At 57.5% G+C, this 24,342-nt stretch carries 21 protein-coding genes; 15 read left to right on the forward strand and 6 right to left on the reverse strand.

All coding sequences use genetic code 11. The features are described from left to right. Together M3P88_RS13455 and M3P88_RS13460 are read left to right on the forward strand one after the other, a co-directional pair. A complete protein-coding gene (locus M3P88_RS13455; RefSeq protein ID WP_249616520.1) occupies positions 1–327 on the forward strand; it encodes a hypothetical protein in 327 nt (108 codons plus the stop codon). Then, a complete protein-coding gene (locus M3P88_RS13460) occupies positions 324–3,224 on the forward strand; it encodes a DUF927 domain-containing protein (protein WP_249616521.1) in 2,901 nt (966 codons plus the stop codon). Before M3P88_RS13455 ends, M3P88_RS13460 begins: the two co-directional genes overlap by 4 nt. A 529-nt stretch (positions 3,225–3,753) precedes the next feature. Here the strand turns inward: M3P88_RS13460 and M3P88_RS13465 are convergent. Both M3P88_RS13465 and M3P88_RS13470 read right to left on the reverse strand, forming a co-directional pair. Further along, positions 3,754–4,149, reverse strand: coding sequence for a hypothetical protein (locus M3P88_RS13465; protein WP_249616522.1), 396 nt, complete (start codon positions 4,147–4,149; stop codon positions 3,754–3,756). 3 nt (positions 4,150–4,152) lie between these two features. Continuing rightward, a complete protein-coding gene (locus tag M3P88_RS13470; RefSeq protein WP_249616523.1) occupies positions 4,153–4,647 on the reverse strand; it encodes a Panacea domain-containing protein in 495 nt (164 codons plus the stop codon). Between the two features lie 597 nt (positions 4,648–5,244). On the opposite strand from M3P88_RS13470, the gene M3P88_RS13475 reads away from it, so the two are divergent. The 4 genes from M3P88_RS13475 to M3P88_RS13490 all read left to right on the forward strand — a co-directional run bounded on the left by M3P88_RS13475 (position 5,245) and on the right by M3P88_RS13490 (position 9,665). Then, positions 5,245–5,460 (forward strand): hypothetical protein, encoded by a 216-nt coding sequence (locus M3P88_RS13475; RefSeq protein ID WP_249616524.1) that lies wholly within the window; start codon positions 5,245–5,247, stop codon positions 5,458–5,460. Positions 5,461–6,545: 1,085 nt separating this feature from the next. Then, entirely contained in the window at positions 6,546–8,129 is a 1,584-nt protein-coding gene (locus tag M3P88_RS13480) for a DUF6538 domain-containing protein (protein WP_249616525.1), read from the forward strand. Positions 8,130–8,322: 193 nt separating this feature from the next. Further along, positions 8,323–8,907 (forward strand): hypothetical protein, encoded by a 585-nt coding sequence (locus tag M3P88_RS13485; protein WP_249616526.1) that lies wholly within the window; start codon positions 8,323–8,325, stop codon positions 8,905–8,907. A gap of 95 nt (positions 8,908–9,002) precedes the next feature. After that, a complete protein-coding gene (locus M3P88_RS13490) occupies positions 9,003–9,665 on the forward strand; it encodes a hypothetical protein (protein ID WP_249616527.1) in 663 nt (220 codons plus the stop codon). Between the two features lie 380 nt (positions 9,666–10,045). On the opposite strand, the gene M3P88_RS13495 is transcribed toward M3P88_RS13490, so the two are convergent. Together M3P88_RS13495 and M3P88_RS13500 are read right to left on the reverse strand one after the other, a co-directional pair. Continuing rightward, positions 10,046–10,951: a ParB N-terminal domain-containing protein gene (locus tag M3P88_RS13495; RefSeq protein WP_249616528.1), complete on the reverse strand. Its 906-nt coding sequence runs from the start codon at positions 10,949–10,951 to the stop codon at positions 10,046–10,048. Beyond that, positions 10,948–11,532: a recombinase family protein gene (locus M3P88_RS13500; RefSeq protein ID WP_249616529.1), complete on the reverse strand. Its 585-nt coding sequence runs from the start codon at positions 11,530–11,532 to the stop codon at positions 10,948–10,950. Before M3P88_RS13500 ends, M3P88_RS13495 begins: the two co-directional genes overlap by 4 nt. A gap of 1,032 nt (positions 11,533–12,564) precedes the next feature. On the opposite strand from M3P88_RS13500, the gene M3P88_RS13505 reads away from it, so the two are divergent. The 3 genes from M3P88_RS13505 to M3P88_RS13515 all read left to right on the forward strand — a co-directional run bounded on the left by M3P88_RS13505 (position 12,565) and on the right by M3P88_RS13515 (position 14,615). After that, a complete protein-coding gene (locus M3P88_RS13505; RefSeq protein WP_124735977.1) occupies positions 12,565–12,768 on the forward strand; it encodes a cold-shock protein in 204 nt (67 codons plus the stop codon). Positions 12,769–12,933: 165 nt separating this feature from the next. Then, positions 12,934–13,713, forward strand: a complete 780-nt coding sequence (locus M3P88_RS13510) for a DUF4396 domain-containing protein (protein WP_249616530.1) — start codon at positions 12,934–12,936, stop codon at positions 13,711–13,713. Positions 13,714–13,796: 83 nt separating this feature from the next. After that, the gene (locus M3P88_RS13515) at positions 13,797–14,615 is read left to right on the forward strand and encodes a DUF3025 domain-containing protein (RefSeq protein WP_249616531.1); all 819 of its coding nucleotides are present in this window, start codon (positions 13,797–13,799) and stop codon (positions 14,613–14,615) included. Here M3P88_RS13515 and M3P88_RS13520 read toward each other — a convergent pair. Beyond that, positions 14,561–15,766 (reverse strand): YihY family inner membrane protein, encoded by a 1,206-nt coding sequence (locus tag M3P88_RS13520; protein ID WP_249616532.1) that lies wholly within the window; start codon positions 15,764–15,766, stop codon positions 14,561–14,563. The genes M3P88_RS13515 and M3P88_RS13520 overlap by 55 nt on opposite strands. Positions 15,767–15,820: 54 nt before the next feature. Between M3P88_RS13520 and wrbA the strand changes: the two genes are divergently transcribed. The 6 genes from wrbA to M3P88_RS13550 all read left to right on the forward strand — a co-directional run bounded on the left by wrbA (position 15,821) and on the right by M3P88_RS13550 (position 23,009). Beyond that, the gene (wrbA, locus tag M3P88_RS13525; RefSeq protein ID WP_249616533.1) at positions 15,821–16,414 is read left to right on the forward strand and encodes an NAD(P)H:quinone oxidoreductase; all 594 of its coding nucleotides are present in this window, start codon (positions 15,821–15,823) and stop codon (positions 16,412–16,414) included. 18 nt (positions 16,415–16,432) lie between these two features. Beyond that, positions 16,433–17,311 (forward strand): SMP-30/gluconolactonase/LRE family protein, encoded by an 879-nt coding sequence (locus M3P88_RS13530; protein WP_249616534.1) that lies wholly within the window; start codon positions 16,433–16,435, stop codon positions 17,309–17,311. A 362-nt stretch (positions 17,312–17,673) separates the two neighbouring features. Continuing rightward, entirely contained in the window at positions 17,674–20,388 is a 2,715-nt protein-coding gene (hpdB, locus tag M3P88_RS13535; protein ID WP_249616535.1) for a 4-hydroxyphenylacetate decarboxylase large subunit, read from the forward strand. A gap of 1 nt (position 20,389) precedes the next feature. Next, a complete protein-coding gene (gene hpdC, locus M3P88_RS13540; protein WP_249616536.1) occupies positions 20,390–20,650 on the forward strand; it encodes a 4-hydroxyphenylacetate decarboxylase small subunit in 261 nt (86 codons plus the stop codon). Between the two features lie 51 nt (positions 20,651–20,701). Beyond that, positions 20,702–22,006, forward strand: a complete 1,305-nt coding sequence (locus M3P88_RS13545) for an MFS transporter (protein WP_249616537.1) — start codon at positions 20,702–20,704, stop codon at positions 22,004–22,006. 67 nt (positions 22,007–22,073) lie between these two features. Continuing rightward, entirely contained in the window at positions 22,074–23,009 is a 936-nt protein-coding gene (locus tag M3P88_RS13550; RefSeq protein WP_249616538.1) for a glycyl-radical enzyme activating protein, read from the forward strand. Positions 23,010–23,028: 19 nt separating this feature from the next. Here the strand turns inward: M3P88_RS13550 and M3P88_RS13555 are convergent, their stop codons facing one another. Then, entirely contained in the window at positions 23,029–24,300 is a 1,272-nt protein-coding gene (locus tag M3P88_RS13555; RefSeq protein WP_249616539.1) for a sigma-54 interaction domain-containing protein, read from the reverse strand. Between the last annotated feature and the right edge of the window lie 42 nt (positions 24,301–24,342).

A 24,342-nucleotide genomic window follows, 5' to 3' on the forward strand; every position in this document is an offset into this window, starting at 1 on the left:
ATGCACAAAAACGAAATCGCCTTTACTGGCGAGGCCATCGGCTTGCCTGAAATCAGCCCAAACGCCCTGCAACTGGCTGAACGTGATGGTCTGATGGCCGCCCTGCGTATGTTGCACGTGATGCGCTGGCACTTGGAGGGGCACGAATACCAAGCCCACGGTCACAAAGCCGCCACGGCCTTTGCAGAGAGTTTTTTTAGCGTGTTCGAGACATGCCCGTCTGATACTTTGGCCAGTACAAAAGACCGATCTATTGCTGCGCTGATTGCATCGCTGGTCGAGCACTGCCCCGCCATGATTGATGATTTGGAAAGGGGCATGGCATGAACAAGCGTCTACCCTTTCCCGAAGTGAAAGCCGCTGCACTGGCCGCCTTGCCGCGTGTGCTGGATTGGGCAGGTATCCACCACCAGCAAGCCGGGCACGAGATCCAGATGCTCAATCCGACCCGTAGCAATGATGACGGATTCGGCTCGTTTTCAATCAACAGCGTGACCGGCGTATGGGCTGATTTTGCCAGCGGAGATAAAGGCGGGGACGTGGTGTCTTTGGTGGCCTTTGTCAAAGGCTACGGGCAAGGCGATGCCTGCAAAGACTTGGCGCGGCTGTTTGGCATTATCAGCGGCGATGCTTCACCCAACAGCCAGCCGGCCCCGTTGCCGCCACCACCGCCACCGGCACCCGATCCATGGCAGGCATTGTTGCCTATCCCCGAAGGGATGATGGGCACCATCCCGCGCACCAAGTACAAGCACCCCGGCACGATTAAACAATTTTGGTGGTATCACGATGCCGCCGGCCAAAAGCTAGGGGCGGTTGTTCGGGTAGAGCCGGGCATGAATGACCGCAGTAAGGACTATTTCCCTTTGTTCGCTTTCCAGCATAACGAGAGCGGCAAGCATGAATGGCGCTGGAAAAATATAAACGGCCTGCGCCCCTTGTATGGGCTGGATAAATTGGCGGACCGGCCTAATGCCCCGGTGGTAATTTGCGAAGGCGAGAAAGCCGCCGATGCCGCCGCCAAACTGTTGCCCGGTCACGTTGCAGTGTGCTGGATGGCGGGTGCCAAGGCACTAGGCAAGGCCGACTTCACCCCGCTATCAGGGCGCAATTGCCTGATCTGGCCGGACAATGACGCCCCCGGCGAAGCCGCCGCGCAAGAGTTGGCGGGGATACTCGGGCGGGTGGGTGTCGCTGGCGTTTATCAGGTAGATATTGCCGCCTTTGCCGAATTTACCCCTGCCAGCGATCAAGGCCGCGCCGAACTAACACATGGCGGCAAGTGGGAGGCCGGCGACGATGCCGCCGATGCACTCGAATACGGCTGGACGGCTGGCCATATGCAATGCCTTGCCGAGGCCAAGCGCCTGATCCTTGCCGACAAGGACGAAACAACACCCACACCAGATGCCACTAGCGCGGCACCCAGCAAGCCACGCGCACCACGACGCAAGGCGGCCAGCCCCGCACCATCCGGCAGCAACCCGTTTAAATTATCGGCGTCTGGCGTGTACTTTCAGACCGAAGATATGGATGTGGCGTTTTGGGTATGCGGGCCGCTGCATATTCTGGCCAGTACCCGCGATGATAACGGCGAAAACTGGGGGCTATTGGTACGCATGACTGACCCGGACGGCAACGATAAGGAATGGAATATTCCCGCCGAAATGCTGGCCGCTGGCGAAGGCACCGAGATTGTAAAAGGACTACTCACACGCGGTCTGCGCATGGGCGCTGGCCCCAAGGCCAAGCAGCGCTTGCTTGAGTATCTGGGGCGTTACGATGGCGATGCCCGCGCCACCTTGGTGAATCGTATGGGCTGGCACAAGGGCGCTTTCCTGTTGCCGGATGCGTGCATAGGCGACACGTCAGAGCCACTGGTCTACCGTGCCGAAAGCAAGCAGCGTGAGATTGTCAAAACCGCCGGCACCTTGCAGCAATGGCAGCAAGAGGTGGGGCGTTATTGTGTCGGCAATAGCCGGATGTTGTTTGCCGTATCGACCGCCTTTGCTGGGCCACTCATGGATATTATCGGGGCTGAGTCTGGCGGGTTTCATCTATACGGGGAAAGTTCGCAAGGCAAAAGCACCATTTTTGAAGCCTTGTCTAGCGTGTACGGCACCAAGGATTTTATGCGCTCGTGGCGCTCAACCGATAACAGCCTAGAGGCCGTGGCCACCGAGTATTCAGACTGCGTTTTGCCACTGGACGAAATCGGCATGTGTGACCCGCGCATTGTTGGCGACACCATTTACATGCTGGGCAATGGCAAGGGCAAAGGCCGCGCCAATGACCAAGGCGGGAGCCGGGGCCGTGTTGCATCATGGCGCTTGCTGTTCTTGTCGTCTGGCGAGGTGACACCAGAAGCCCGAATGCTTGAGGTTGGCCGCAAGATGATGGCCGGCATGGAAGTTCGGCTTGTAAACATCCCCAAGAATGAGCACACCGAATTCGGCATGTTTGAGTGCATCCACGGCAAGAAATCAGCCAGTGCTTTTGCCGATGGGATCAAGGCTGCCACAGCAAAATACTATGGGACGCCGATACGGGCTTATCTGGGCAAGCTAGTTGCTGAGCGGGCTAAAGTTGCGGCGCTCTTGGTGGAGGGCATGAAGCGGTTTGCCGGCGACGTTGTCCCAGATGGGGCGCATGGTCAGGTGCATCGTGTCGCTTACCGCTTTGCACTGGTGGCCATGGCGGGTGAACTGGCGAGTGAATGGGGCGTGACCGACTGGCCGAAAGGGGAAGCAATCAAGGCAGCCCGCCTTTGCTTTACCGATTGGCTGCATTCACGCGGCACCAGAGGGAGCCGCGAAGATGACCAGATCATTGCACGGATAAGGCTGTTTTTTGAGCAGAACGGCGAAGCCCGATTTACTCGCCTATCCACAGAAACAGCACTTTATGACAATGAAGGCAGCGCCCCAGACCCGGACGACCACGCCCCGAAAACGCTGGCCCGTTGTGGCTATCGCCTGAAAGATAAAACCGAAGGGCTGATAAAGTATTACATCTTGCCGGAGAGTTTTAGAACGGAGATTTGCGCCGGGCTAGACCATAACCGGGTATGTAAATTATTGCTTGAACTTGGCGCGTTAGAGACCACCAAGGGCGGTAACAATCGCTTGCAGGTCAGGACAACGCCAGAGGCAAAATACAGCAATAGCGGGCGGGCTTGGGTGTATTGCATTACGTCTAATCTGTTTGGTGGCAGCCATGACTAGCGCCTTATCGTCGTCGTGGCTGGATGGTCTATTTTCCCAAACCGAGATAGCGCCGGAACAAGGCCACAGCGAAACGACATTTGTAACCAAGGCAGGCGAACAAGCAGACCCGCTTTCCCTGCCGTGGTGTACTGATGATGGAGCCGCGCTATCGGGCACGCTTCACCCCTTAGCCGCCGCGCCGCTGATGTGCCGTGCTTGCTATCGACTGGGGGAAGTCTCTTGCCAGTCAGCAGCAAGCCCGCCACCACTAGCCACCGCTGCCCGTTGTCAGTCTTTCGCGCCGCGTGACGGGGTGACTATTGGCAAGACTTGGCTATGGCGTGTTGGGCTTGTTGGTGGTGGCATCGTGTGGCTGTCATGCCTTCCAGAAAAAGGCCAACGCCAAGCCATACAAACCGCCCGCGCTGAGTATGGAGACAAGATAGAGTCTGTTCACCCCTGCCCCGGATTTGATGCAATCCCATAAGCAAAGGCCCAGCAATTTCTATGGTACAAAAAATACAATCATTGCCAATAATTTAAATTATTATTTTGAGCCAAAAACATCTTTCAACTGTTTCAATATCTCCACAAATATAGATGGAGATGTGGATTCTTCAGAGTCACGATAAAAAACGCCGCGCGCAATAACAAGAGAAAGCAACAACGGTATTATTGCCGTCACAATCAAAAGATACAAATCCTCTTTGCTATGTGGCCGCGTAGCAAGCAATACTATTATTTGAATAAAAGTTAAAATAAAAAAAACTAAAACGACTACAAATATCCCATAAAAAACATAAGTTCTAAAATCATGCGTTTGCTGCTTCTCTTTTAAACGAAGACCCTCCATATCACCAGCTGGAGGGCCTACGTCTGCTGGCATCTCTATTTCCTGAAGCCCTTGCAAGTCAACACTTCCACCAACTTCACTCATTCCCATGGATTATGCTTTATGTGTTTTATTGCGATTATCATTTGCTTTCTCAACGAAGTATTTTTTTATTTCTTCATTTTTAATAAATGTCTTTCCATTTCTTCTTGCATCAAACCAAGGAGTATCTGGCTGATGCGTCATATCAGAAAGCTGCAATGCAGAATATGGAGAGTACTTACCCCAAACAACATCCAGTAGTTTCCAAAAATCACTATCAGAAAACCGGACCATTAAAGCACGATGAGTGTTTTCATCAGATGGCTCTGGAGCATAAGAAATAGGAGACTTCCCATAACCTTTAAATTCGTGGTAAATATTTTCTATAACAGGGCCATATGGCCATGCCTCAAAAGACTCATCAAAAAGCTCTCTACCATATACAGCAAGATTCCATCCGTTCAAAAAGAACAGAAGCTTCTGAAGCTTCATATGAGTAAGCTGAGATCCCTCGTTTTTTGCTTTATATATCAAGCTATTAGCAACATGTCGTGCTTTGTACGCCATAGTCACTTCCTCGCTTTCCTTGCTGGCAACCACTAAAAACTATGACATAGTAGTCAGCGCATTTTACGAAACCGACAAGTGTAATATACAGCAACCAGATCGTATACGCTTAGCCAATAATGGAAGGTATCTTGGCCATATCTAAACGAGGAACAGCCAAGGCCACAGCCAGATCACTGGCCAGTGGACACACACACCACAGCACCGACCACGATAGCCACCGGCAAGCACCCTGCCCATACCCGAGCGGGTGACGAACCAAGACCACAACCGGATCACCAGTCCGTGATCACCACACCCTGCAAGACCATGAAGCAAGCACGCGCCGCCAGTGCAACAGCCCGCTTTCCAGCGCCCACGCTGGTGACGCCAAGGCCACGGCTAGGTCACCAGCCAGTGCCCCACACGCTACCGCACCATCCACGCCGGCAGCCGGCAAGCGCCTTACCCATGCCCGAGCCAGTGACAGCCAAGGCCACGACCAGATCACCAGCTCGTGATCCACACGCTACCGCACCGACCACGCCGGCCACCGGCAAGCGCCTTACCCATGCCCGAGCGGGTGACGAACCAAGACCACAACCGGATCACCAATCCGTGACCACCACACCCTGCAAGACCATGAAGCACGCACGCGCCGCCAGTGCAACAGCCAACTTTCCAGCGCCCACGCTGGTGACAGCCAAGGACACGGCCAGACCACCAGTCCGTGCCACACAAGCCACAACACCGGCCATGGCAGCCACCGGCAAGCGCCTTACCCATGTCCGATCCAGTGACGACCAAGGCCACAACCAGACCACCAGCCTGTGACCACCACACCCTGCAAGACCATAGATCAAAGGCATGCAACCGGCAACATATGGCAAGGCGAATTTGTATATAAGGAATTTAAAAACATGGCAAACATGGGCAAATAAAGGCTTTAAAGTAAGCAAATTTAAGCGTGCAAAATGGCGCTAATTTTGCCATTTTTTGCCCTGTCACCGCCTATAAGGCAGTGACACCCGATTTTGTCACCGCCTAAAAACCCTTTAAAAACAACAATGTCACTGCGTCACCGCTGTCACCGCCTGCTTTTTGGTGCATGGGTGGTTTGTGCGCCGTTAGGATGTAAAAAAGATCGGCAGCGGGGGCGCTTTGGTGAAGCATCATTGCCCAATGGAAATGCAAAGGTACTTCCCGGAGGGGTGCCCTATACGGGTAGGGCAGGCGCGAGACTTTGCCAGTCTGTGAAGCTTCCGGCTAACTTAACCGTTCACACGGGTTAACTTGATTACTTGTTGTTAATACTTAAAGGTCTGACCGCATACCCAAAATGGCGGGTCCTTCCATAGGGTGCCCAAGCAAGGGTAATTCGATCCTCGCTAGCGTCCTAGCCACGATAATTTCATAAGGGGGTTATGCCGTAATGAAGGGGGCAGGGGGTGGTCAGAAGTCTGTACTCAACTAGTCGGAACCGCGTGCCTAACTGTGAATTTTTATGGAGAGGCTTTTTCAAGGGGGGGGGGGTTAAGAATGAAGCATCAAGGTAGGGAGATCGTGGGCAGAGGGAAGCATCCTTATACCCTGACAGAAGATTGCACAACAGAAGCACCGTATGGCCGAGTGGCGAGAGCTTCGCTAGTGGACTGAGACAGCCCCTAACCCCTGCCCATGGAAACGGATTTTCTGTGGTTTCATGGGGTAGCAAGACAAGCTTGGGGGTATATTTGGGGGTACATTTGGAATATGAAAAACACAAACCCTTACAATCTGTGGCTTGCAGGCCACAATTCGATTCCCGCCGGGGCACCACCTCACTGCCAAGTGGTTGATTTGCATGATTTTCCATTCAGATCAGCCACTTACATCTCGCCGGTGTTACACGTGGGTGTTACACTCGCAGGATGAATGCCGTGTCGAAAACCAACTATCTAACTCGCCGTTCTGGCGTTTATTACTTTCGCAGGAAAATTCCTCTAGCACTCCAGCCTACTATTGGGCGCAAGGAAGTGTGCTTCTCGCTGGGAACGAAAGACCCCAAGGAAGCGGAACGTCTTGCCCGCGAGAAAGCCGTTGAGATTGATCGTGAGTGGGCATCCATTCAGCAGTCCATCACCACTCCAGCCATACCAGCTTCGGAACTAACTCTCTCCCATTACGAGCAGATACAGCAGACGTTCAGTAATGCCGTACTTTCGTTCATGGAATCGCGGAAAGTCCAAGGGATCAGCGATGCTGAGTACGACGAGTTCGAGACACTGCTAGCTGCCGTTGATAGCGCCTCGCGCAAGCAGTTCACCCGTGGCAACTTTCGGGCAGTGGCGGCTGTATTGGAAGCATGGGCAGGCGTACTACATATCACCCTTCCTGATCGGGAAACGCCTGCGTACAGGGAAACGTTGCTGAACATATCCAAAGCGATGCGCCATACCATCCAGCAAGCCAAAGCCCTACATGCTGGCGATCTGGTGCCTATCCCTCCCCGCCCGGCACATACGGCGCTTAACGTCGATCCAGCAGTATCGTCCACGAATGAAACCTCTTGGCCTGTCCTGCTTGAACGTTGGGCTAACGAGCGGGCACCAAGGAGCAAAACCCTAGCAGAATGGCAACTGTACGTTGGTCGCTTCGCTGACTTGAACCCGGACATCTCCATCGAACAAACCGAGAAGCGCCATGTGGTTGCCTTCAAGGACTGGTTAGTTGCCAAGGACTACTCCCCGGCCACGGTGGAGAAGCATCTGACAGCGATCAGAAGCCTGCTCGGCTGGGCACTGGATAACGACATCATCACCCGCAACCCGGCCACTGGGGTGCGCATCGCGAAGGCCACAAACAGCGCCCCAAGCAGGCAACCGTATTCACTTGAAGACCTGAACGCCATCTTCAGCACAGCCATCTTCCGCGAGGGCGAAAGACCAAAAGCCGGACGCGGGGAAGCGGCCTTCTGGTTGCCACTACTGGGACTGTTCACGGGTGCCCGCTTGGAAGAGTTGGGTCAGCTACTTTGTGCCGATGTCCGCGAACGCGATCAGGTACATTTCATCGCCATTTCGGATGCCGAAGAAGGTCAGAGCGTCAAAACCAACTCGTCTCGCCGCTTCATCCCCCTACACCCGGAACTGCTGCGCTTGGGGTTCTTGGACTATGTTGCTGACCAACGCGAGCAAGGACACCAGCGACTATTCCATTTGCTTGATGCTGGCAAACATGGTGCGTACACTGTCATGTGGTCGAAGTGGTACGGTCGCTTCGCTCGCAAGCCTCCGCTAAACATGCCCTCGACCAAGGTCTTCCATTCGTTCCGGCACACATTCAAAGATGCAGCTCGCAACTCAGGCATCCCGAAGGACGTACATGATGCGTTCACTGGACACAGTTCGGGAGACGTAGGCTCGACCTACGGTAACGGTCACTCGTTGCAATCGCTGGCTACGTGGATGGTGAAACTGGAATACCCCGGGCTGCAACTCGACTTCACTGGGCGACCTATGTGAGGCCAACAAATGGTAATCGACCACAACCGGTCTTTGCGATTATTTCACCTCCTAGAAACAATTAATCATTGTTTTTGGGCTCATGTAGAAAAGCAATTTCTTTGCTGGATACATTCCAACTCAAGCATAAATTACTTACACATACATGCAAGCATAAATATAGGTTATGTTTAATAACCGCTAGGAACATTATATGGACATGCTTACCTTTTTATCAAAACTTGTAGAAGCGATAGCTTGGCCTGTAGTTGCGGTCATTTGCTTATTCTCGCTAAAAGAACAGCTTCTTCAGCTTTCACCATTACTTCGACGCCTCAAGTACAAAGAGTTTGAGGCTGAGTTTGGCGAGGGAGTCAGAGAGGTAAGCGAAAAGCTAACTGAAAAGGAAATATCTTCAACAATTTCTACATCGACAGAGGAAATTACAGCTTCTGAAAACACACGAAACCATTTAATTAGACTGGCGGAAATCGCACCCCGCGCGGCCATTCTTGAAGCTTGGCTGAAGATAGAGCATTCTGCCCAACGCCTAATTCGCTCTCATGAGACAGCCGAACACAGGACTATTCGTACAATGGGGCCAGGAATTAATCTTGATCTCATATATAAAACAGGAGTGGTAACAAATGAGCAGCTCGATAGTTTCAAAATGCTTCGAGGACTAAGAAACAAAGTCATTCATTTTTCGGAGGTGGCATTACCACTCGATGAGGTACTTGAATACATAGACCTAGCTCTTTCCCTATCAAGGCAGTTTGACAAAGCCACCAAGTGCTAGCATGGCATTCAATATAACTTCCCTTCGATAGATAAAAGCTGCGCAACAGCGCCATACAGCAAATAAATTCAGACGAACACATAAGAAACCGCCCAATGATTAACAAGTTATCACGTCGCTTTCATGAGCTTGAACAACAACTTGAGGCTATTGGAGCGACGCAGCACGTGACCAATAGTGAGATATTCGGCTCGACTAAAAAGGTAGATTTTGACTCTCTATCAGAGTGGCAGATTAAAACGAAAAACTTGCTAGTTAAGTCTTGTGGAGCCGATTCAGAACATTACAAAGCGTTTATCAGGGCTGAAGTTCCACGCACGGTCGATTCTTCGCTTTCAATATACAAAAGAGTCAGAGCAGTATTTCGTGCCGCCAAAGAAGATTTCGACGGTGGCTACCTATCTTCCATGAAGTCACTTGTACAAGCAGAGGTTTTTAATAGCGAACTTGAACAGGCCACAGAACTTCTATCAAAAGGATATAAACTAGCAGCCGCAGTTATTGCTGGCGTCGTTCTTGAAACAGGAATCAGGGAAATTTGTGACAGACACAACATCGCCCATGCCAAGCTTGACAAGATGAATTCAGATCTGGCCCAAAAAGGCGTGTACAGCAAGCTCCAACAAAAAAGAATAACTGCCTTGGCAGATATACGAAACAGCGCAGCACATGGCAAACCGGAAGAGTTCTCCGATGATGACGTTTTAGTAATGATTAGAGATGTTGAGTCGTTCTTGTCGAATCACATTGAAGAATAGCTCAGCTCGAATTTTACCTAACAATTTGTAGAGAGAGCCGATTTATACACAGAGTATTGCAAATCACATCCACAGCGGCTCCGACTGCCCCTCATGCCAAATACTCCTGAACGTCCGCATCTTCGAGTTGACGAGTGCCGCTATGGATCGGTATGAGTCACCCATGGCTGGATCGTACAGGCCGATGAAACTGACCAATCAGATGAAATTGGATTATATAGCCATCGATTCGGCGTCCATTCCCACTATTAGTGGACACCAAGTAAACCGCAAAAACACCCACCAAAACACCATAAATATTGACTTTAAGAGCTTCCTTCAGGCAAATAAGAGTCAGAAATACTCATACTTAGCATTTTGGCATGAAAATGTAGCTCACTTCAAAAGTCCCTGATACGCTGGTTCTCTTCCGTATCTTCGATCCACACTTCATCCCATTCACAGATGCGTACTTCAACTCGGGTTCGCAGTTCTTGACCATCCTCTTCCAGTGGTTCCCTCAGTGCCCTGTGCAGCGCCATTTCGGCCTGCTTGAGGAACCATTCAGGCTCGCCCTTCTCGGCATATTCGATGATCTGCTCCCGCCACTTTTTGAGCAGTGCATCTGCAACAGGGTGCTCCTGCTCGGGCAACTCAAAGTCCTCACCGCCTCGCAACAGCTTCTTGATTTCCTTACGCCACAACCGATGATCACCATCCTTGCCGTAGTCCGACTGGGGTTCTCCCAACAGATTCCCCTCGCGGATCTGCTTCAGGACATCCCGCATCTTACTGACTTGGCTTTTACTGATTCTCAGCTCCAGTGCAGCCTCCCGCAGCGACAGACCATCAACAGCGCCTTCAGCAATACGCTCCCACGCACTCTGCACGGTCTCGCTCTTGGTCATGCCTAGCTTCGGCTCGGTGTTGTTCTGGTGAGCTATCAGCCTTGCCTTTTCGAGTCCGCCCTCGATGACCACAACAGGCACCTTGTAATCTGACCGCTTGGTGTGCCGTTTGTACGCCTCGTAGCGATGGAACCCATCAGTCAGAACGTAGGGCTTTAGCGGGTTCTGGTCATTGATGACAACCTGTAGCGGCTTCTTGAATCGGGTTGCCTTGTCGCTGGTCTTAAGCTCCTTCAGCAGTTCCTCGATGTGGCGCTCCTCGTCAGCAGGACGGGTGTTCTTCTCGTTCCACTTCAGCGCATCCGGGTTCCGGATCTGGTTGCTGATATGTGCGTCAATCTCGTCAATACGTACCGACTTGATGTTGTGCTTGCCGCTCTTCTTCACTTTGCTGCTCATTTCGCTACCTTCTTTCCTGCTGCAATATCGCGAGTCCTGATGACCGTAGCCCGTGCAACGCCTAAGGCTTTAGCGGTCTTGCTCACGTTCCCTTCGTTGGCCTGTAGCGTGCTCAGAATGACCTCGAGGCTCACTTTGCGGGGTCTACCCATGTGCTTTCCTTCAGCCCGTGCTCGCGCCATTCCTGCGTCCCTACGCTCGGCAATGATCGCCTTTTCCATCTGGGCGAGTGCCGCAAGCATGGTCAGCATCATTTGGCCTTGTGGCGTGGTCAGATCGAAGTCCTCCCGCAAGCTGTGAACCTTGACGCCCTTGGCCTTGAGCGTTTCCACGGTAGCTAAGACGTCGATGGTGTTCCGTCCGAGCCGGTCGATGGCGCTCACGTAGAGGTGATCCCCCTCGCGGATGTATTCCAACATCGCTTTGAACTGTGGCCGCTCCTTCGCACCGGTCGCCCCGCTCACGGCCTCGTCTGCAAATTCCTTGTCGATGATGACGCCACTCTTGGTCTCAATCTCCAACCGCTGATTGGCCGTGGTCTGGTCGTCGGTAGAGACCCGAAGGTATGTGATATTCGCCATTGTTCTACCCCTCCCCTGTTGGTGTGTAACAAAAGATGGTTTTAATTATCCAACAGTGAACACAAGTCGTCAAACTACTTTCGAACATAGCAAACTGGGGCACTTCAGAGGGTGTGCAAAAGGAAATCCTTTCCAACAGTAGACCATGCCCAAACCATGACCTCGCTACGGGTGTGGCATGGGATTGCGGTTAAAGGATCAGGTGGGGGGGGGTGCCTGTTAGGCCGGTACGGGGGGCAATGGCTAGTGCTTCCTACATTAATAAGGCTTCATAAATTTTTACCATATTTCAAGGACACCCAGCCCCTCCCCCCTCATCTGTTACTTATTATACTTTTTTATATATTATTATCGTCGAATAAAGCCTCGTAACCGCTCCCTCCTGCGCTCTGCTGCATTCAGACTAAGTTGGGCACCCGAAACCATCAGAAGCTCGCAACGGGCGATTCTGTGGCCGTAGCAGTGCAAGCATTCACACCACTTCAACTTACGGTACAATCCTTCCTTTAACATACCAACCATGCCACCCAAACTGTTACACCGGCCATTGTGAGCACCCCAGTAACCGACTGATTTCAAAGGGAATGCGAGTTTACCCTTCGACTCCCGCCGGGGGCACCAACAAGCAGTTCCGCAAGGTTCCAAGAAGTTCACCCAACCCGCACAACGCAAGGCTTGCGGGTTTTTTGTTGGCCGATCGCCCCGCCCCATCCCAAGCAATAGCCCTGCCAGCCCTAAGCCCATAGCCCGCACGCAAAGCCCCATGCGCCAAGCCAAACAAGCACTTAGCAGCGCATGACGGAGGCCGGCGCAAAACCGGCCACAGTTTGGCTGAAATTATTTTCACAAAACCATTTGACCGGCCGGGACAAGGTGCGTATAAAGGTCTCCGCAAGATCTTCAAGTAGTAGATTCAAGTATCAGAGTTGTTCCTCTTTATTGCGGTACTCCATTGTTCCACTCGGTCTTCCTTGATTATTGCGCATTCGGGCTTAGGCCCATTTCTACAGATTTGTTTTAAAGGAATTCCTCATGGAAACCGGTACCGTTAAGTGGTTCAACGACGCAAAAGGCTTCGGCTTCATCACTCCTGATGCAGGCGGCAACGACCTGTTTGCACACTTCTCCGAAATCCGCGCTGACGGCTTCAAGTCGCTGGCCGAAGGTCAGAAGGTTAGCTACGTATCCGGCATGGGCCAAAAAGGCCCACAGGCAACCAACATCCAGCCACTGTAATTCGGCCCGGATTTGTTGTCTAAAAAAAGCCCCGCATTGCGGGGCTTTTTGTATGGCCAAGGCGCATGAACATGCGCATAAAAAAGCTAAAGACATTCCCTTCCTCACAAGAAAATCCAAAACAGCTAGGCTATAGATAGAAACTCGTAAACATGAGTTTCTGCCATGCCTCTCCAACATTTCCCCGCCTGGCTTCACCCGCTGGCCCTGTTCACCCTGACTCTGGGTCTCGCCTGTTTTACCTATATCCTGCTTGATCAGCGCCACCGCCCTGCCCCCATGATGGCCATCATGCGCTGGGTCTGGCCAATCAATGCACTGTGGGCCGGACCACTCGCCATCTGGGCCTACCGCCATATCGGCAATGGCGGCAAACCCCGCATCACATCGGCCCATCCCATGAAAATGGACATGTCCGCAGGCGGACACGAGATGAAGATGGATATGGGTGCCATGAAGATGGACTCTATGAAGATGGAACACATGGACATGGGCCCTAAAAAGCCATTCTGGCAGAGCATTACCGCCGGCACCCTGCATTGCGGCGCAGGCTGTTCCCTGGCCGACCTGATCGGCCCCTGGCTGTTTCTCTTCATGCCTTTTTTGCTATGGGGCAGCCCCGTGTTCGGCGAATGGGCGCTGGACTATCTGCTGGCGCTGGCTATCGGCGTCACCTTTCAGCACGGCGGCCTGATCGGCATGGTGCCGCAACAAGGCGCCGCCCTATGGTGGCGCGCACTCAAGGTCGACTTCTTGTCGCTCAGCGCATGGCAAGTCGGCATGTATGGCTGGATGGCCTTCGCCATTTTCTGGCTGATCGGCCCGATGCATCCCTCTGAACCCATCTTCTGGCTGATGATGCAGATCGCCATGGCTTGCGGCTTTATCACCGCCTATCCGATGAACTGGTTTCTGGTTCGCGCCGGCATCAAGACTGCCATGTAAGCGCCGTGCTGCGCCGGAAACAAGCCGTACCCGGCGCAGCGACTTGCTTTAAAATAATGGGCCACACACCCGAATTGCCCGGCATGAGTCCCATTTCCTTTCCGCACGCACCCGCCCCGTTTTTCTCCACGCTGGACTGCCTGCATGCACTCACGGCTGCGCTACCGGCCTGGCCCACGCAGCAAGACTACGACCAACTGCTGGCCAGTGCGCGCCATAGCGGCATCACGCTGCCTCCGACACTGCGTTTCGCCTGCGACCTTGAGCCTGAGGCCTATTACGAGATGCATATCGGCAGCACCGGCGAAGTCCCGACCCGCAGCGAAAACTGGCATGACTGGTTTAATGCCTTGTGCTGGCTGATCTGGCCACAGAGCAAAAGTGCACTGAATGCGCGCCATGTGCGTGCGATCGAGCGTGGCGAGGTCAAGCGCGGGCCACTCAGGGATGCGGCGACCTTGCTGGATGAGTGCGGCGTGATTGTCGCCAGCTGCCGCCCCGATCTGCTCGCGGCGCTGGATGATATGGACTGGCAGACGCTGTTTATCGATAACCGCGCCGCCTGGGGGCGGGAAATCGTCCCGCTGGTACTGGGCCATGCCGTATTCGAGCAGGCGCTATCACCCCATCCGGGCTGGTGCGCCAAGGCGCTGCTGGTCGAGGTTGATGCAGACTTTTTTAGCCTGCCTCAAAGCGCACAACTGGCGGCACTGGACAGCCGGCTTGCCAGCGCGCTCAACAAGGACGACTGGCTGCATAGCCCGCGCCAGATGCCGCCCCTGCCGCTACTGGGCATTCCCAACTGGTGGGCCGCCAATCGCGACCCGGCTTTTTATCAGGATACCGATTACTTTCGTGCCACGCGCAGGGCAAAGTCGGCCAGCGTGGTGCTTTCCAGCTGATCGACAAAGGGCTGAAATACGCGCTCGACCTCCTCGGCCAGCGCGTCATCCTCGACATCACCGCGATACACAAACAGCTGGAATAGCTCGGCCAGATTAATGGTCGAGAGCTTGCGCCCCAGCACCCAGTCGCCGGACTGGGTGGCCAGCACCATGCCTACGCTTGACAGGCGCTCCAGCACCCGCCCCAACTCGTCGTAGCCGACCGCGACTTCGCTGCGCAATGCCTGCGGGCTGACCGGCTTACCGTGCTCTTGTGCCGCATCCAGCAAAACCATCACCTCCAGCGCATCCAGAAAGCGCCGGCGCGGCTCATTGCGCCGCCGCCATGCCTGATCCTGCCAGTAAGACAGCGAAGCCGTAAAGCTGGCCCCGACCAGCAGTACCATCCACAACAGATACAGCCACAGCAGGAAGATAGGAATACTGGCAAACGCACCATAGATCGTCTGATAGGACCCCATCTCGCCGATATAAAAACCGAACAAGGCGCGCACCGCCTCCAGCAAAATGGCGGTCAGCATGCCACCCAGCGCGGCATGCTTTAAGGGTACAAAGCGGTTGGGCACGATACGCAGCAACAAGGTCAACACCAGCGTCGTCAGCAAGATGGAGCCGGCCACCTGGATGGACTGGTCCAGCAGCGGCGACACCTGTTCAAAGCGGGTGACCTTGAAAAGCCAGCGCCAGGCCAGCAAGCCGCCGCCCAGCAAGATAGGCCCCAGCGACAACACCATCCAGTAGATCATGGTCTGCTGCAGCAAGGGGCGCGGTTTGTTCACGCTCCAGATCGCATTAAAGGTGCGCTCCACCGTCGCCATCAGCATGACGGAAGTTGCCCCGAGAAAGATCACGCCGAACAGCGTCAGCCCGGCCGCGTTCTCGGTAAACTGGCGCATATACACGGTAATCACCTTGCCGGCGAATTCCGGCACCAAGGTGGTCAGCAGCATGATTTTGAAGCGGGTGCTGTATTCGGAAAATGCCGGAAAAGCGGAAAAGACCGTCAGTGCAATAGTCAGCAAAGGCACCAGCGCCAGCAGCGTGGTAAAGGTCAGGCTGCCGGCCACTTGCGGCAGGCGCAACCGCGCCATGCGCAGCAGGGAAAAACGGGCAAAGCCCAGCAAGGCTTCAGGACGTGGGAAAGTCATGGGTTCCAAGTGTAAGATACTGCCATAACCCATGGTAACGATTCCGGAGACACAATGCAGGATATCCTTGTGCTTTATTACAGCCAGCACGGTGCCACCCGTGAACTGGCACGCCTGATCGCACGCGGCATAGACAGCGTGGACGGCTGCCGCGCCCGTTTACGCACCGTCCCCAAGGTATCGGCCGTCTGCGAAGCGACCGAAGCGGCGGTACCGGATGCCGGCGCACCCTATGTCGAGCGTCAGGATCTGGCCGAGTGCATAGGGCTGGCACTGGGCAGCCCGACCCGCTTTGGCAATATGGCCAGCGCGATGAAATATTTTATTGATGGCACCAGTGCCGAATGGATGGCCGGCACCCTGGTCGGCAAACCGGCCTGCGTATTTACCAGCACCGCCTCCATGCACGGCGGGCAGGAAACCACGCTGACGTCGATGATGATTCCGCTTTTGCATCACGGCATGCTGCTGCTCGGTCTGCCCTATACTGAGCCCGAACTGGCCGCCACCACCAGCGGCGGCACCCCTTATGGCGTCAGCCATGTCGCGGGCCTCAAGAACGATCACGCCATCAGCGAAGCCGAGCGCAAGCTGGCGCTGGCGCAGGGCAAGCGTCTGGCGCTGACCGCCAAAAAGCTGGCGGCGTAAATAGAAGAGGAAGCGGCAATGGCATCCCCGGTCATCTGTGCACTCGAAGCCCAGGCACTACTGGGCGAATGCCCGCTGTGGTCAGCGCGCGAACAGCGACTGTACTGGGTCGACATTCTGGCACCGGCGCTTTACCGCTTCGATCCGGCCAGTGGTGAAAATCGCAGCTATCCGATGCCGGCACATATCGGCTGCTTCGGACTCAGGCAAGGCGGCGGCTTTATTGTCGCACTCAGAAACGGCATCTTCCTGACCGATGCCCAAGGCAAGATCGAACAAAAACTGGGCGACAATCCGACCGACCCGGCTCTCAGTCGCTTCAATGATGGCCGGGTCGACCGCTACGGCAACTTCTGGGCCGGCACGCTATGGGAGCCGCGCGACCATAAGGGCGGCAAACTGGTGCGTATCAAGCCAGATGGAGAATATGCCGTGATGGCCGATGATGTCATGACGTCCAATGGTCTGGCCTTCAGCCCGGATGGACGCTGGCTGTTTCACGCCGACACGCCCAACTATGTCCTGTACCGCTACTTGCTGGATGCTGCGGGCAATCCGGGTAAACGGGAAGTGCTGCGCCAATTCGAGCGCGGCAGCGGTGGCCGGCCGGACGGCGCGGCTTTTGACAGCGAAGGCTATTACTGGTGCGCCATGTTCGATGGCGGGCGTGTGCTGCGCCTCGACCCGGACAGTGGCGAAACGGTAGACGAAATCCGCCTGCCACTACGCTGGCCCACCATGCTGGCGTTCGGTGGTGCCGACCTCAAGACACTCTACATCACTTCCAGCCGCGAAAAGCGCAGCGCAGCCGAACTCGTAGCCTATCCGCAGTCCGGTAACCTGCTATCCGTCCGCGTCGAGGTCGCCGGCTGCATCGAACCGCTGTTTGCCGGCTAAAGCGGCTTTGCTAATGGCAATGGACGTCCCCTTCCATTAACAAAGTCTGGCCGCACCATCCGCCGCCGGTCTCTTGCATACCTGAATCGCCATTTTCTAGCGCCGACAACTGCTCGTCGACTGTCACCCCTGTAACGCCCTTGATACCAGGCCGCAACGGCCGCGATGCAAGGCCGCGCGGGTGTCGACCCTGCCTGCAGGGGTGTCACGGCCTACGGTGGCGGTGACAGGCGGTGACACCCTGCAGCGCGGCCCGTCCCGCTGCAGGCCGCATCCTGCCGTACATCCCGAAATTGGCACAGCGATTGCTATCTATTTTGCAAGCTTCAGCAATCCCACTTTTCCAACTTTGGAGGTAAGTCATGGCACGGACATTCAAGGAAGTGCTCAGCGAAGCCGGCATCTCGATGGACTTTGAAGCCGGCGGCAAGGCGCCCGCCGCGCTCACCGACCGCGAGATCCAGCGCGAGCCGCACGAACGGGTGAAGTACCTGAAGGAGCGCTATATGGAAGCGCTCTCCTCGATCAACAACGAGTTCCCGTACTGGTACACCCGCGAGTACATGCGCAACGACCTCGAGCTGCCGGTGGTGCGCCGCGCACTCGCGCTGAAGGCGGCGTTCAGCCACCTGACCCCGGCGATCTACCCGCAAGAGCTGCTGACCATGCGCAAGGGGCCGTTCGTGCGCGGTTCGTTCGCGATGCCGTGGCTGACCAACTCCTTCTTCCTCGCCCAGGGCGACGCGCTCTACCAGGCGGCGATGAAGAGTGGCTCGGCCTCCGCCGGCGAGCACTCCAAGTTCGGCGCGGGCGGCGGCAACGTCACCCAGTCCTTCGGCAATGTGGTATCGGTCGCCGGCAAGTTCGGCGTGCGCCAGGAAGAAGTCGGCATCCTGGTCAAGCTCGCGCACATGTGGCAGGACAAGTCGGTCGAGCAGATCTCCAACCGCTACGAGCGCATGGTGCCGGGTTACGACATCAAGGAGCAGGTGATGCGCTCCCTGGTGTGCATGTTCGACTCCGGCTTCACGCTGCCGCAGGGCCGCGAGGTGATCAACTACTACTACCCGCTCGAGTACGGCTTTGACGGCATCGTGCGCATGTGCGAGGAGAAGATGGCCGAGTGCGCCGGTGACGCCGGCGGCGACGGCATGGTCGGCACCAACCGCCTGTACAACTACTACGCGGTCAAGCTGGTGATCGAGGGCGTGCAAAAGTGGATCGAAAACTACGCGGCCGAAGCGCGCCGCCTGTCCGGCGTCACGCCTGACAAGCAGCAGGCGGCCGAGTACGCGGCGATGGCCGGGCGCTTGCAGCATATCGCGCACCACCAGCCGCGCACCTTCATCGAGGCGCTGCAGATGGTCGAGACGCTGCATATCGCGGTGGTCAACGAGGACGCGATCTCCGGCATGTCGGTCGGTCGCCTGGGGCAGATCCTCTACCCGTGGTTCGAGCAGGACATCGCCGCCGGACGCATCACCGAAGACGAGGTGCTCGAACTGCTCGAGCAGGACCGCATCCTGAAGACCTCGATCGACCCGTTCGCCTCGACCGGCGTGGTCGGCGGCGTGCTCTCCGGCAACTCGTTCAACACCCTGTCGGTCGGCGGCGTCAACCGCCGCGGCGAGTCGGCGGTCAACCGCCTCGAGTACCTGATCCTCGAAGCCGGCGTGCGCAACGCGATGCCGCAGTCGACCATCGCGCTGCACTACGACGAGCGCCTGCCGGAAGACTTCCTCCTGCTGGCGATGGACGTGATCAAGTCCGGCGCCGGCTACCCGGCATTCATGAACAACGACGTCGCCGAACAGTTCTTCATGCAGCACTATGCGTGCGAGAACATCACGCTGGAAGAGGCGCGCGCCTGGTCGATCGGCGGTTGCCTGGAGAGCCAGCCGGGCGTGTGGAAGACCATCCACCTGAACGGCAAGGCGTACGAGGTGCCCGGCGGCGCGTGCCAGCCGACCTCGGTCGGCATCCACTTCCTCGCGATGCCGAAGATCCTCGAACTCACGCTGTTCAACGGCGTCGACCAGCGCACCAAGGCGCAGGTCTACCCGCCGCACAACCGCAAGCTGTCGAGCTACGAAGAGGTGTGGGACCAGTTCAAGCTGTACTGGCAACTGTCGTGCAAAGTACTCGAGCTGTGCAACAACCTGCAGCACGACATCTGGCGCAAGAACAACATGGCGGTGTTCAACTCCATGCTCAAGCCGGGGTGCCTGGATAGCGGCCACCTGATCAACGAGCTGGGCTACCGCTTCAACGCGACGTACAACGTCGAGAGCTGCGGCACGGTGACCTGGGTCAACTCGATGGCGGCGCTGAAGAAACTGGTGTTCGAGGAGCAGCAGTTCACCCTCGACGAGGTGCGCGAGGCGATGGTCAAGAACTTCGGCTTCAAGACGGCGCACGAGGTCAACTCGTTCTCGATCTCCGACCAGCAAAAACGCGAGGACGACGACGGCCGCTTCAACCGCCTGCACTTCGCGCTGCTGCAGGCGCCGAAGTACGGCAACGACGACCAGGCGGCCGACGAGGTTCTGCTCGAGTGGGAAAACTGGTTCTGCGACGACTGCGCCAACTACCAGTCGCTGTACGCCAAGCCGATGTACGCGTGCCAGATCTCGGTGTCGACGCACGGCGCCCAGGGCTCGGCCACCTGCGCGACGCCGGACGGCCGCCTGGCCGGCACTACCTACGCCGACGCATCGATGTCGGCGTATCCGGGCACCGACCGCAACGGACCGTTCGCGCTGCTCAGCTCGGCAACCGTGTGGGACCACTCGATGAGCCAGAACTCGCAGATGAACGTGAAGATCCACCCGACCGCGATCCGCGGGCCGGAAGGCAGCAAGAAACTGCTCGACCTGATCCGCGCCTACATGCGCAAGGGCGGCTTCCACATCCAGTTCAACGTGGTCGACACCAAGGTGCTGCGCGACGCGCAGGCACATCCGGAAAACTACCGCGACCTGATGGTCCGCGTTGCCGGCTTCACCCAGTACTGGGTCGAAATCGGCAAGTCGGTGCAGGACGAACTGATCGCACGTACTGAATACGAGGGCTTCTGACATGACACAACTGACCTTCCGCGACACCCGTGACTATGTGGCCATCGACGTGGACAAGGGCATCGACCACCGCACCGGCAAGCTGGTGCACGCCGACGCCGTGGCGCCCGAGGGCTACGAACGCCTCGCCAAGTGCAAGTTCTGCAAGCACTACCAGGCCGAAGACGCCAGCAACGGCTGCTGCACGGCGGCGGCCCCGGCCTTCGCGGCGTACGGCGACATGATCGCCATCACCTGTGAAGACTTCACGGCGGTGCACTAAGCGCAGACAAGGCCCGCCGCATGGCGGGCCTTTTTTTACAGGAGCTTTGTTATGAACGAAGAGCAACTCTCCCGCCGCTACGGGCTGATGACCGTCGCCGCGTCGTGGCTCGCGGTGTTCTGCCTGTTCGGCTACCGCGCCACCTTCGCCATCCTCAAGATCCCGATGAGCGAGGATTTGGGCTGGACCCAGTCCGAAGTCACCCTCGGCTACTCGCTGATGATGGCGATCTACGCGGTGACCGCCTACTTCAGCGGCATGATCCTCGACAAGTGGGGCACCCGCCCGGTGTACGCGATCGCCACCGTGTTTGGCGCGCTGGGCTTTGTGCTGACCTCCATGGTCAGCAGCCACTTCGCCTATCTGTTCACCTTCGGCGTGGTCGGCGGCGTCGCTACCGGCATGCTGTGGGTAACCTCGACGGTGTCGGTGCGCAAATGGTACGTCGGCAAGACCTACGGCGCGATGTGGGGGCTGGCCTTCGCCGGCGCGCCGCTCGCGCAGTTCTCGCTCGCCTACGTGACCAAGGCGTCGCTGGCTAGCGGCGGTGCCGACGCCTGGCGCAGCACCATGATGCTGCTGGGCGGCATCATGTTCGTCGCGCTGGCGCTGGCGGTAGTGATGGCGCGCAAGGGCCCTGACGCCTACGGCGTCAAGGCCAACGGCACGGTCGCAGGCGGCCCGGCCAAGACGCAGTACGAGTGGACGGTGAAGGAGGCGTTCGGCCAGTACGCGGTGTGGGCGGTGGTGCTGATGTTCCTCACCAGCATGATGGCCGAGTTCCTGATCTGGACGCAGGTGGTGTCGTACTGGGTCGCCGACCTGGGCTGGACCAGCGATGCGGCGATCGGCGCCTACTCGATCATCGGTCTGGTCGGCATCTTCTCGATGCCTATCATGGGCAAGCTGTCCGACTGGGTGGTCGAGAAGACCGGCAACGAGACAGTCGGGCGCAAGTTCATGCTGATCCTCGGCCCCAGCACCGGCGTCGTCGCCTGCGTGCTGCTGCTGATGTCCGGCCAGAGCACGACCATCGCCTACGTCTCCTGCGTGATCTTCGCCGTGTACTGGGCGATCGTCCCAGGCGGGGTGGTCGGCTACACCGGCTCGGTGTTCGGTGCCAAGACGCTCGGCAAGATCTGGGGGATGTGCACGCTGATCGTGATGGGGATAGGCCCGTTCGCCGGCTCCTTCATCGGCGGCTACCTGAAAGATGTCTCCGGCAGCTACACCTACTCGATCTACTACGCGATCGGCAGCTTCTTCGTCTCCATCCTGCTCGCCATCTCGCTGCCGCGCAGGGTGCACGCGCCGGCGAAGAAGGAGGATGACGTGAGCCACCACGCCCACGCCTGAGCCCCCCCCCACCGCGCCCCGGGCCCGCACCCGGGGCTTGTCCCCACATAAGGATCAGGAGCACACCATGGACGAACCGCTCAAGGGACTCATCTTCGACATCCAGGGCCATTCGCTGCACGACGGCCCGGGCACCCGCACCACCGTGTTTCTCAAGGGCTGTCCGCTCAAGTGCGACTGGTGCTGCAACCCCGAGGGCATCCACCGCTACCCCGAGATGCTGTACTACGAGAGCCGCTGCGTACACTGCGGCCACTGCGTGGATGCGTGCCCGCACGGCGCGATCTCGGTGGTGGACGGGCTCGCCCGCCACGACCGGGAAAAGTGCGCGCACTGCGAGACGCACGACTGCGTAAGCGTGTGTTACCACGAGGGCAAGTGCCTGACCGGCAAACACTACACCGTCGACCAACTGATGCACATTTTCCAGCGCGACCGCCAGTTCTGGGGCGGCAAGGGCGGCGCCAGCTTCTCCGGCGGCGAGCCCCTGCTGCAGCGCCACTTCATCCGCGAAGTGCTGCGCCGCTGCAAGGAGGCGATGATCCACACCTGCATCGAGACCACCTCGCACGTCCAGCCGGACTTCTATCTGGATGTGATGCAGTACGTCGACTGGGTGTTCACCGACATCAAGCATATGGACCCGGCCGCGCACCAGGTGCGCACCGGCGTCGACAACGCGCGCATCCTCGCCAATATCGAGGCGCTGGCGAAGAAGCCCGACTGGGACGGCGTGCTGGTGGTGCGCGTACCGGTGGTCACCGGTTACAACGACAGCGAGGAGAACATCCGTGCGACCGCGCGCTTCATCCGCGGCATCGGCATGGACGCGCTGAACCTGCTGCCCTTTCACCGGCTGGGCGAATCCAAATACCGCCAGCTCGACCAGTGCTACCCGTTCGCCGAGATGAAACCGCCGGAAGATGCGCACATGCGCGCCTTGCAGCGCGCCGCGCTGGACGAGGGCATCTACTGCTTCATCGGCCACGAGACACCGTTCTGAACCCACCGCTGCCGGCGGCTCAGGCGCCGCCGGCCAGTTCCCACAGGCCGAACTGGTGCAGCTTCTTGTAGAGCAGCGCACGCGAGATGCCCAGCCGCCTGGCCGCTTCGCTGCGGTTGTTGCCGCACGCGGCCAGCGTGCGCAGCAGGCAGTCTGCGTCGAGCGCCGGCGAGCACTGCACGGACAGTGCCTGACCCAGCGCCGCATCGAACAGGGTGCGGATCTCGTCCGGGCCGATCACCCCTTGCGGCAACAACACCAGCGCACGCTCCAGCGTGTGCTTGAGTTCGCGGATATTGCCCGGCCACGCCTGCTCGGCGAGCAGCGCGACGGCCGACTGCGACAGCTGGCTGTAGTGGTGGTGCCGGCTGCACAACTCGCCCCACAGCCGCTCGACCAGCACCGGGATATCGGACACCTGCTCGCGCAGCGCCGGCACGCGCAACTGGACGACGTTGAGCCGGTAGTAGAGGTCTGCGCGGAAAGTGCCCTCGCGCACCATCTGCGCGAGATCCCGGTTGGTCGCGGCGATCAACCGCACATCGACGTGGCGGCTGCGCTCGGCACCGATGCGATCGACCTGCCCTTCCTGCAGCGCACGCAACAGCTTCGCCTGCTGCCCGGGCGGCAGCTCGCCGATCTCGTCAAGGAACAGGGTGCCCTGGTCGGCCAGCTCGAACTTGCCCTTGTGGCCGTCACGCGACGCGCCGGTGAACGCGCCCTTGTCGTAGCCGAACAGCTCGCTCTCGGCGAGTGCGTCGTTGATCGCCGCGCAGTTGAGCTTGATGAAGGGGCGCGCCGCACGGCGGCTGCACTCGTGAATCGCGCGGGCGAACATTTCCTTGCCCGCGCCGCTCTCGCCGGTCAACAGCACCGTAGTGTCGAAGGCTGCGACATGCTTGAGCTGCTCGCGCACCAGCCGCGCCTGCGGCGACAACCGGGGCAGGTTGTCGAAACACGGCGTTTTGCCCGGCGCCGCGCGCAACACCTTGTCGACGTAGCCGAGCACGCCGCACACGCGCCCGTGCGCCATCACCGGTATCCGCGATACCAGGAGCTCTAGCACCTTGCCGTCGCTCCATGGCGTGTGCCGCTCGAGCAGACCGGTTTCCAGCGTCTGATGCAGCAAGGTGGCCGGAAACACGTCATCGACCCGCTCGCCGATGGCGTCGGCCATCGGTACGCCGCGTAATTGTGCGCAGCTCTCGCTCATGAAGGAAATCCGGCCCTCGGCGTCGACCATCAACGCGCCGTCGCCAACGCCCACCTTTATCGCAATCTGATCAGCCATACCGGCCCCCACCTTGGATAGCGTGCAATATCTTAGCAAGGC

It is taken from the genome of Craterilacuibacter sp. RT1T, assembly GCF_023502145.1.
In the GTDB taxonomy this organism is placed as follows: Bacteria; Pseudomonadota; Gammaproteobacteria; order Burkholderiales; family Chromobacteriaceae; genus Craterilacuibacter.